This window comes from Streptomyces sp. NPDC046215 (assembly GCF_040646215.1).
Taxonomy (GTDB): Bacteria; Actinomycetota; Actinomycetes; order Streptomycetales; family Streptomycetaceae; genus Streptomyces; species Streptomyces stramineus.
Window position 1 is genome coordinate 111,078 of record NZ_JBEYZW010000003.1, and the last position, 2,713, is coordinate 113,790.

The following is a 2,713-nucleotide window of genomic DNA, read 5'->3' on the forward strand; positions in this document are numbered from 1 at the left end:
GGCAGCAGCAGAAGAATGCCGGTGAACATCACGAGGGTGGCTGCGGTGTGTGCGGAACATCATCGAGCGGTGCATTTGTCAGTGGCTGCTGGCAACATCGCCGCAATGAACGACATCCGCACCACCCCGCCGCGGCCGCTCGACGTAGCCGCACTCTTCCCTCAACTGGCGCCGCTGGCACGCCCTGCGATCCGCTTGCACCCCCGCCCCGGATCCCCGTCGCCGAACGACAGTTCGGTCGGCGGGCCGCTGCTGTGGCCCGCCGACGAGCCGTGGCCGCGCTGCGACGAGTCGCATGACCAGATGGATGACCTGTATGACGCGTACGAGGTGCGCGCCAGCGAGGACTGCGAGTGGCACGACGGCCCGAACCCTCTGGTGCCCGTGACCCAGCTGTACGTGCGCGACATACCCCTGCTGCGGCCGCCGGGGAAGGCCGACCTGCTCCAGGTGCTGTGGTGTCCCTTCGAACACGAGCCGGACTACAAGCCTCCGACCGCACTGTTCTGGCGCTCCTCCGCCGAGGTCACCGACATCCTCGCCGTCCCGCCCGGCCCCTTCGCTGTGGAGTACGACGGCTACATACCGCGGCCGTGCGTGCTCGCGCCGGAGCAGATCACCGAGTACCCCAACCCCATGGACGTGAGCAAGGAGCTACAGCAGCAGCTGGGGGACTGGGGCAACTGGCAGGCAGCCGGGTCCGCCGTGGACAGCTCCTGGGCCCCCTACCCGGATTCGTTCTACGACAGGCACCTGTCCGTCGCCCCGGGCTGGAAGGTCGGCGGCTGGCCCCCGTGGGGCCTCACCGATCCGATCGCCCGCTTCTGCACCGCATGTGGCGCCAAGATGGCCCCGCTGCTGACCATCGCCTCGGACGAATGGGACAGCAGCAACACGGGTTGGGCTCCGCACGAGGATCAGCACCTCGCCGCCCTCCACAGAGCTGATGGAGCGAACCCGCCCGAGATCCAGGTCTCCAAGGGCAACCATCTGCAGCTCTACGTCTGCCCGGAGTCTCCGGATCACCCGCACACGACCCTGATTCAGTGAGCCGTTGCTGAAGCCCTCCGCGTCGCCATGCACACCACAGGAATGGCGGGTGGGCTGCGCCCGACGCAGCACCGGGAAGCCGAGGAGGAGATCGGCGTCGGGCGGGCGGAGGCGGGGGAGCGTCCCCCGGTGGCCGGCACGTCGTGCAAAGCGCGGGCTGAGTGTCCAGTCGACGCGTCGGGGCTCTGGTGCCGGCCGTCGGCGCCTCCTCATGTACCCGGGCCCCTGCCCGAATTCATGGTCCGCCCGTACCGTCCCCGAAGCACCCGCGTCGAAGTCTCGGAAATTCCCTAGCCCGCTCCGTGATTCCGTGAGCCCGTCGAGCGTTGGATGAGGACCTGTGGCCCTCGACCGGCTTTGTCCGTGGCAGTGAAAGGGGACCGAATGTCCAGGCGCGCGCTGATCACCGGAATCACCGGGCAGGACGGCTCGTATCTCGCCGAGCATCTGCTCGCCGAGGGCTACCAGGTATGGGGCCTGACCCGAGGTCAGGCCAACCCGCGCAAGGACCGGGTGGCCAAACTGATACCCGATCTCTCCTTCGTGGACGGTGACCTGATGGACCAGGGGAGCCTGGTCTCGGCTGTGGACCTGGTGCAGCCGGACGAGGTCTACAACCTCGGGGCCGTCTCCTTCGTGCCCATGTCCTGGCAGCAGCCGGAGCTCGTCACCGAGGTCAACGGCACCGGCGTGCTGCGCATGCTGGAGGCCATCCGCATGGTGAGCGGGCTGGGCAAGTCCGCAGGTGGAGGCGATGGCCACGGCCAGATCCGCTTCTACCAGGCCTCCTCCTCGGAGATGTTCGGGAAGGTGGTGGAGGCGCCGCAGAGCGAGCGAACCCCCTTCCATCCGCGCAGCCCCTACGGGGTGGCCAAGGCCTACGGCCACTACGTCACCCAGAACTATCGTGAGTCCTACGGAGTGTTCGGAGTGTCGGGGATCCTCTTCAACCACGAATCCCCCCGCCGCGGCGCGGAGTTCGTGACCCGGAAGATCACTCTGGCGGTCGCACAGATCAAGCTGGGCCTGCAGGAGAAACTGCTGCTCGGCAACCTCGACGCGGTGCGCGACTGGGGATTCGCGGGGGACTACGTCCGTGCAATGCACCTGATGCTGCAACAGGACAGGCCCAGAGACTACGTGGTGGGCACCGGCCGGATGCACTCGGTGCGCGATGCCGCACGCATCGCCTTCGAGGCCGCGGACCTGGACTGGGAGGAGCACGTCGTGGTGGACCCGGCACTGGTGCGGCCCGCCGAGGTCGAGACGCTGTGTGCCGACTACGGCAACGCCCGCCGCGAGCTCAGCTGGGAGCCCGAGGTCGACTTCGCGGAGCTGATGCGGATGATGGTGGAGTCCGACCTCCGCCAGGCCGGTCTCGAACGTGGCCACAGCGAGTTGCTCGCCGCGGCGGGCTGGTAGGCCTCGCCGGAAAACACCTGCTCACACCCTTCGCGGACCCGGGGTCGGCCGACTCTACGGGTTTTCGTGGCCACGCCCGCCGACACTGGGCACGTGGTGTGCGGGACGTGGAGCAGTGCCCCGTGCGGGGCCTCCAGATGTGTCGCTCGCTGTGGAACAGCCATCCCGAGTGCCGGATGCCCACATCGAAATCCTCTGCTGTCCGTCGGTCTTGAGATGGGTTGAGTTGAACGTGGCGAAG

General features: G+C 67.9%; 2 protein-coding genes. Both read left to right on the forward strand.

The features are described from left to right. Positions 1–105: 105 nt before the first annotated feature. Positions 106–1,050 (forward strand): hypothetical protein, encoded by a 945-nt coding sequence (locus ABZ951_RS02525; RefSeq protein WP_344084471.1) that lies wholly within the window; start codon positions 106–108, stop codon positions 1,048–1,050. A 384-nt stretch (positions 1,051–1,434) separates the two neighbouring features. Beyond that, positions 1,435–2,472: a GDP-mannose 4,6-dehydratase gene (locus tag ABZ951_RS02530; protein ID WP_344084468.1), complete on the forward strand. Its 1,038-nt coding sequence runs from the start codon at positions 1,435–1,437 to the stop codon at positions 2,470–2,472. Positions 2,473–2,713: the final 241 nt, after the last annotated feature.

What these genes read in the sequence shown, in the direction of transcription:
- ABZ951_RS02530 (WP_344084468.1), top strand. Translation starts at nt 1,435, where the DNA reads ATGTCCAGGCGCGCGCTGATCACCGGAATCACCGGGCAGGACGGCTCG.
- ABZ951_RS02525 (WP_344084471.1), top strand. Translation starts at nt 106, where the DNA reads ATGAACGACATCCGCACCACCCCGCCGCGGCCGCTCGACGTAGCCGCA.